Source organism: Curtobacterium sp. BRD11, assembly GCF_031844345.1.
In the GTDB taxonomy this organism is placed as follows: Bacteria; Actinomycetota; Actinomycetes; order Actinomycetales; family Microbacteriaceae; genus Curtobacterium.
In genome coordinates this window covers 270,702-277,876 of record NZ_JAUZUZ010000005.1, presented here as the reverse complement: position 1 = coordinate 277,876, position 7,175 = coordinate 270,702, and the positions used below count along the sequence as shown (strand labels likewise).

Genomic DNA, 7,175 nt, shown 5'->3' with positions numbered 1-7,175 from the left:
GTGCCAGCTGGCACCGCGCCTCCAGTCCGTCCATGGGCCCCTCGATCAGCGGGTCGCCTCGTCGCTCGAGGGATCGTCGGCGACGTGGGCCTCGCCGAAGGCATGTGCGTCGAACCAGGCGAGCAGCACCTCTTCCGCCTTGCGCGACCCGCGCTCGCGGGCGATGTCGAGCGCCGTCCGGTCCTCGGCGTCGAGCACCGTGACGTCCGCGCCCCGTTCGATGAGCGCCTCCGTCGTCCCGCGCCGGTCGAACCATGCGGCGGCGTGCAGCGGGGCGAAGCCCCAGCGCGGGTCGACCTCGTCGATCCCGGTCGGGTCCGCGCCGAACCCGTCGAGCTCGAGCGAGAGCCCGCCGACGTCCCCGTGACCCGCAGCGCGCACCGCGGGGGCGGCCCACTCGAGCCAGCCGTCCGGCACCGGGCCGTGCCAGCCGTGGGTGGGGCGCGCCTCCAGGTCGGACCACGCCGACTCGGCGACGGGGCGGACCTCGATCACCACGTCGCGGAAGTGCACCGCGAGCTCGCCGGTGGGGGAGAGCAGCAGGCGGAGCTCCCAGACGTCGGCGTCGACGTGGGCGATCTCGCCGCGGGAGACCTGCACGTCGCCGGCGAGGACCGCGAGCGGTGCGGTGTCCGCGGGCTCGAGGACGGCGCGGTGGAACTCGAGCGTCACGCGGGCGTGGTTCCATCGGCGCCAGAGGCCGTCCGGGGTGTCGAGGACCTCGTCGGTCCGGACGACCACGACGGCCCGGACCGTGCGCGTCGGCGCCTCGTCGATGCCCGCGGTGTCCGGGGTGCCGGTCGCCGTCGTCGTCTCGGTCTCGTGCCACTCGGCGATGCGGGCCTCGTTCCACGTCACGGACGCGAGGGCGGCGATGGACGGGGGTGCGTCGGTGACCAGGCGGGCGAGGTGCTCGGCGTAGCCCTCGACGTCCTCGAGGGAGACGTACCCGACCCCGGGCCAGCCCACTCGACTCCATCGCACGGGGTCGAGCCTACCGAGCCGGTGTCGGGCCGGTGCTCGGACGGCAGGGACGACGAAGGGCACCCCGTGGCGGGGTGCCCTTCGTCGTGGAGCGTGTGGCGTCGGTCAGCGTGCTGCGTCGGTCAGCGTGCTGCGGAGGGGAGGACCTTCGTACCGGTCCCGAGCTCGTCGAAGTCCGGCTCGTCGCCGTCGTAGTAGACGGTGTTGTCCTTGCCCGCGCTGGTGACGTGCTCGACGCTCTCGACGGTGACGGTGTTGCCGTCGCCTTCGATGGTCAGCTGCTCGGTCTCGCCGATGTTGACGGTGTTGCCCTTGCCCATCAGGTTGAACCGGTCACACCCCGGCTGGTCGCCGTGCTGGTCGTTCGCTCGCAGCAGCGCGACGCCGTCCGAGCAGGTCGCGGTCTCCGCGGTGGGTGATCCGCTCGCGCTGGCGGTCGGAGCCGGATCGGGAGTGTGCTGGCTGCAGGCGGTGAGGCCGGCGGCGAGGCTGAGCGCGAGGGCGCTGGCGAGGAGGTGCTTGCGCATGGGACTTCTTCCGGGTCGTCGTCAGTGGCAGAGGGGTGGGCGGGCGAGGAGACGGTGCTCCCCGCCCGCCGGAGGTGGGTGCGGCGCCGGTACTACCGGGTCGCCGCGGGGTTCAGATCGAGGTCGACGCTGCCGTCGGCGGTGTCGTCCGTGGTCTGGGTCACGGTGAAGTGGTACGAGCCGGCGCCGAGCCAGCGGGAGACCTCCCAGTCACCGTTGTCCTTGACCTTGGCCGTGACGGTCGCCAGCGACGGGTTGTTCGGGTCGAGCGTGATCGTGCTGCCCGCCTTGCCCGTGCCGCGGAACGTGACGAGCTCGTTCTGGTGCGAGGAGAGGTTGTCGGGCGAGGTCACGGCGAAGGGCTTCGTGACCTCCGCGGGCTGGTTCAGGTGCATGGTCACCCGGCCCGTCTCCACCTCGTCCGTCGTCTGCGTGACCGTGAACGTGTACTGCCCGGAACCGATCCACCGGTCGATGCTCCACTCGCCGTCGTTGCCGACGGGGGCGGTGAGCGTCGCCAGGTACGGGTTGTTCGGGTCGAGGGTGACCGTGCTGCCGGCGGCGCCGGTCCCGCGGAAGGTCACGAGCTGGTCCTTCACGGTCGCACCGTCGTCCGGCGAGGTCACCGCGAAGGGCTTCACGGCCTCGGCCGACTGGTTGATCCGGACCGTCTTGCGACCGGTCTCGGTGCTGTCCTTCGACTGGATGACGTCGAACTCGTACTTGCCACCGCCGATCCAGCGGTTCACCGACCAGTGGCCGTCGATCCCGACCGTGGCGGTGACCTTCGCGAGGTTCGGGTTCTTCGGATCGATCGTGACCGTGCTCTCCGGCGTACCGGTCCCCTCGAACGTCACCAGCTCGTCCTTGTGCGTGGACCCGGACGTCGGTGCGGTCACGTCGAACGGTCGGTCGACCGGAACGCCGGCCTCCGGCAGCTCGATGCCGTCGACCCGGCTGACGTTGCCACCCTTCGCGGTCTGGATGACGTCGAAGATCCAGGTACCGGTCGTGACCGGACGGTCGACGTGCCAGTTGCCCAGCGGGTCGACGGTGGCGTCGAAGTCGGTCAGGCCCTCGCCGGCGTGCACGACGACCTTCGCACCCGGGGTGCCGGTGCCCTCGAAGCGGACGACCGAGTTCGGCGCGTGGGTGTCCCCGGACTTCGGGGAGGTGACCGTCACCGGGACCACGGCCGCGTCGCGGACCGCGGTGACCTCGGTGGACGAGACCGTGTTCCCCGGAGCGGTCTGGGTCACGGTGTAGGTGTGCGTACCGTCCTGGATCCGCTCGACCGGGATCGAGAAGGCGCCGTGCTCGACCGTTCCGGAGGCGACCTCCTTCTCGTTCTCGGAGATCACGATCCGTGCGCGGTCGGTGCCGGTGCCGGTGATGGTCGTCGAGCTGCCCTCGAAGGGAGCAGCCGGACCAGCTGCGGCCACCGCGGGCCCGAAGTCGGCGTCGACCGTGGTCTCCTGCACGCCGTCGATGCCGGACTGCTCGACCTTCAGCGTGTGCGTGCCCGGGCCCAGCGGGTCGATCTCCGTCGACCAGGAACCGGTGCCGGCCTGGGCTCCTTCGACGGACACGGGGCCGCCGACGGTCTTGCCCTTCTCGTCCTTCACGGTGATCATGCCGCCGGTGACACCGGTGCCCTTGACGATCGCCTTCTTCGTCACGTCCTCGGGGAACTCGACCTCGGCGGTCGGCTTCGCGACGGACGACTTGCCCGGGTTGACCGTGATCTCGGCCCGGGTGCGGTTGTAGCCCTTCGAGATGCCCTCGACGACGAGCTGGTACTCGCGGTCCTCGAGCTCAGACGTCACGATGCGGTACGTGTTCGAGGTCCCGGCCTGGTTCGCGCCGAGGATGTTCTGCGGCTTGCCCTTCTCGTAGACCTTCACGCCGCTCTTGTCCTGCGCGTCACCCTTGATCGTCAGCGACTGCCCGGGATCGACCTCGAAACCGTCGTCCGGGGACGTGATCGACACGCCCTTGCCGTAGTCGATCGTCAGGTCCGAGTGCGCGTAGTCCTCACCGCGGACGATCTCGTGGACGGTGAGGGCGTACTCGCCCGCCCTGTTCGGCGCATTGAGCGTGGTCTCCCAGTGCCCGTTGTCGTCCACCGGGACGGTCTTGACGTCGGTCTTGCCGTTCTTGATCCGGACCGAGGAGTTGGGCTGTGCGTCACCGAACACGGTGACGTTCTCCATCAGGTCGGAGGAGAAGCGGGAGTCTGCCGTGAGCGGGGCGACGTGCAGGTCGACGGTCACGTCGTACTGCGCGATCTCGGTGCCGCCGTCGAACGCGGTCACGTGGATGACGGTCTCGCCCAGGGGGAGATCGGTCACCACGTCCTCGAATGCGCCGCTGTCAGCGATCTTCGGCGAGTGCTCCTTCGTCTTGCCGTTCTTGTCCACCCAGGACACGTCGACCCCCGTCGCTGTCGCCGGCGCGAAGCCGTCGAGGTGCGCCGTGCCCGCCTCGAGGTCGATGTCCTTCACCTGCGCGAAGAGGTCGGAGATCTTGATCCGGGTCCGGACACCCTGCGTCCAGGCGTAGACGTACCCCTCGGCCAGGCGCGAGGCCTTGTCGTTGAGCTCCATCGAGAACGCGCCGCTCGTCGCGGCCTTGACGTTCTGCAGCGACTCGGACTGCACACGCGAAGCACCGACGTAGACGTTCGCGCCGCCCGGTGCCTTGCCGCTGAGCACGAGCTTGCCGCTGGCGTTCCGCGCGACGTGCAGGTCGGTCACCGCGGCGGTGCGCCCGGTCGGCACCTCGAACGGCTGGTCCTGGTCGCTGAACTTGACGAGGACCTTCTGCCCCCACCCGATCGAGTCCGGCAGCTTCTGCGTCAGGTTGCCGCCCGCGTCGAGCGTGTAGGCCTTCGACTGCAGGCCGTCTGAGTCCGAGATGGTCACCGTTGTGTTCGGTGTCCCGTCAGTGACGCGCATTTCCACACTGTCGGTCGCAGAGTCGTACGTCGCGTTCGCTGATCGGATCGGAGTGATTGCAGCAACGTCGTCGGAGATTGGTGTGGCGCTTCGGAGGTCCACCCAACCAGCGGTCTTCGTTGCCTTGACGGCCTTCCCATCCACCTTCCGCGTCATCACGATGCGCTTGTAGCCGGAGTACTCGACCTCCCGGAGCTGCATGACTTGACCGGCAGAACCGTCGCAGGTGACGAACCGGAGTCCCGTGCTCGTGCCGTCGAGACAAAGCGTCCCGTCGGCCGTCTGGATTGGACCCTCAGTCCCAGACTTCGGCACGAGAATTTCCGACGCCCGCTCGGCAGCGCCTTCCCTGTCGAAGCCGACACCAAGCCGCCAAACTGTGCCCTGCTCGTCGACCGTGAGCTGCGTCACGCTCGGGTGGCTTTGGCGGTCCCAGAAGAAGTCATCCATGACCCACTTCATGCTTTCCTGTGGACTGCTCTGAGGTGTGGCCTGGGCGGCTGGGCCGAAGCTCAGCCCCGTCACGATGGTGGCGGCAGCGAGGCCAGCGGCCCCGACTGCTCGGAGTGTGTTCTTCATGTAAGAGGAGATGTCTTTCGGGATCGTGCCGTGCGGACACACGGCTCCAACATGGACATATGAAATATTGAATGAAGAAGCTGGAATCATGCCGAGTGCGATGCATAGACGATGCGCACCGCCCTGAGCCCACTCGGCGCAAGTTTTCGGTGTCGGACTTGACGCACCCCTCATGGCGAGTAAACTTGAGTGCAGCGGACGCAACTCCGCGTAGGCTTCAGCAAGACCACGAACCCAACCGAAGGAGCACCACAACATGGGACGTGCAGTAGGCATCGACCTCGGAACCACCAACTCGGTCGTCAGCGTGCTCGAGGGTGGCGAGCCCACCGTCATCGCGAACGCCGAGGGGCTCCGCACCACGCCGTCGATCGTCGCCTTCACGAAGGACGGCGAGGTCCTGGTCGGCGAGACCGCGAAGCGCCAGGCCGTCACGAACGTCGACCGCACCATCGCCTCCGTGAAGCGCCACATCGGTACCGACTGGAAGGTCGACATCGACGGCAAGAGCTACACGCCGCAGGAGATCTCGGCCCGCACCCTCGGCAAGCTCAAGCGCGACGCCGAGCAGTACCTCGGTGAGGACGTCACCGACGCGGTCATCACCGTCCCGGCGTACTTCAACGACGCCGAGCGCCAGGCCACGAAGGACGCCGGTGAGATCGCCGGCCTCAACGTCCTCCGCATCATCAACGAGCCGACCGCCGCGGCGCTCGCCTACGGCCTCGACAAGGGCAAGGAGGACGAGCTCATCCTGGTCTTCGACCTCGGTGGCGGCACGTTCGACGTCTCCCTGCTCGAGGTGGGCAAGGACGACGACTTCTCGACGATCCAGGTCCGAGCGACCTCGGGCGACAACCGCCTCGGCGGCGACGACTGGGACCAGCGCATCGTCGACCACCTCGTCAAGAAGTTCAAGGACGAGCACGGCGTCGACCTGTCCACGGACAAGATCGCGAAGCAGCGCCTGAAGGAAGCCGCTGAGCAGGCAAAGAAGGAGCTCTCGTCGCAGATGTCGGCGAACATCCAGCTCCCGTACCTGACGCTGACCGCCGAGGGCCCGCTGAACCTCGACGAGACCATCTCGCGCGCGCAGTTCGAGCAGATGACCTCCGACCTGCTCGACCGCACGAAGAAGCCCTTCAACGACGTCATCAAGGAGGCGGGTGTCAGCGTCAACGACATCGCGCACGTGGTGCTCGTCGGTGGTTCGACCCGCATGCCCGCCGTGGCCGAGGTCGTCAAGAGCCTGACCGGCGGCAAGCAGCCGAACCAGGGCGTCAACCCGGACGAGGTCGTCGCCGTCGGCGCCGCCCTGCAGGCCGGTGTCCTGAAGGGCGAGCGCAAGGACGTCCTGCTCATCGACGTCACGCCGCTGTCCCTCGGCATCGAGACCAAGGGCGGCCTGATGACGAAGCTCATCGACCGCAACACCGCGATCCCGACCAAGCGCAGCGAGACCTTCACGACCGCTGACGACAACCAGCCGTCGGTCGCGATCCAGGTCTTCCAGGGCGAGCGCGAGTTCACCCGTGACAACAAGCCGCTCGGCACCTTCGAGCTCACCGGCATCGCCCCGGCTCCCCGCGGCGTGCCGCAGGTCGAGGTCACCTTCGACATCGACGCCAACGGCATCGTGCACGTGTCCGCGAAGGACAAGGGCACCGGCAAGGAGCAGTCGATGGTCATCTCCGGCGGCTCGTCGCTGCCGAAGGAGGACATCGAGCGCATGGTGCGCGAGGCCGAGGAGCACGCCGCCGAGGACAAGGCCCGCCGCGAGGCCAATGAGCGTCGCAACCAGGCCGAGCAGCTCGTCTACTCGATCGAGAAGCTCATCAAGGAGAACGACGACAAGCTCCCCGCGGACGTCAAGTCCGAGGTGCAGGCTGACGTCGATTCCCTCAAGTCGGCCCTCGCGGGTGACGACGACGAGGCCGTGAAGACCGCCTTCGACAAGCTCAACGAGTCGCAGGGCAAGCTCGGCCAGGCCATCTACTCGCAGCAGGACGCGGGCGCCGCGGCCGGTGGCGAGCAGCCGACGGCCGACGGCCAGGGGCAGCAGGCAGACGACGAGGACATCGTCGACGCCGAGGTCGTGGACGACGAGGACGACAAGGACAAGAAGTAA

General features: G+C 68.2%; 4 protein-coding genes. 1 reads left to right on the top strand and 3 read right to left on the bottom strand.

The window, feature by feature from the left end; genetic code table 11:
• Window positions 1-45: 45 nt before the first annotated feature.
• The 3 genes from Q9R28_RS13235 to Q9R28_RS13225 form a co-directional block, all read right to left on the bottom strand.
• The gene (locus tag Q9R28_RS13235; protein ID WP_311206316.1) at window positions 46-984 is read right to left on the bottom strand and encodes a hypothetical protein; all 939 of its coding nucleotides are present in this window, start codon (window positions 982-984) and stop codon (window positions 46-48) included.
• Window positions 985-1,106: 122 nt separating this feature from the next.
• On the bottom strand, window positions 1,107-1,511 hold the full coding sequence (locus Q9R28_RS13230; RefSeq protein ID WP_311206315.1) for a DUF3060 domain-containing protein: 405 nt from the start codon (window positions 1,509-1,511) through the stop codon (window positions 1,107-1,109).
• A gap of 92 nt (window positions 1,512-1,603) precedes the next feature.
• A complete protein-coding gene (locus Q9R28_RS13225) occupies window positions 1,604-4,468 on the bottom strand; it encodes an Ig-like domain-containing protein (protein ID WP_311206314.1) in 2,865 nt (954 codons plus the stop codon).
• 835 nt (window positions 4,469-5,303) lie between these two features.
• On the opposite strand from Q9R28_RS13225, the gene dnaK reads away from it, so the two are divergent.
• Window positions 5,304-7,175, top strand: coding sequence for a molecular chaperone DnaK (gene dnaK, locus Q9R28_RS13220; protein ID WP_311206313.1), 1,872 nt, complete (start codon window positions 5,304-5,306; stop codon window positions 7,173-7,175).

Bases quoted from the DNA above. Each gene is read 5' to 3' on its own strand.
- dnaK (WP_311206313.1), top strand. From the start codon at position 5,304: ATGGGACGTGCAGTAGGCATCGACCTCGGAACCACCAACTCGGTCGTC.
- Q9R28_RS13230 (WP_311206315.1), bottom strand. From the start codon at position 1,511: ATGCGCAAGCACCTCCTCGCCAGCGCCCTCGCGCTCAGCCTCGCCGCC.
- Q9R28_RS13225 (WP_311206314.1), bottom strand. From the start codon at position 4,468: ATGCGCGTCACTGACGGGACACCGAACACAACGGTGACCATCTCGGAC.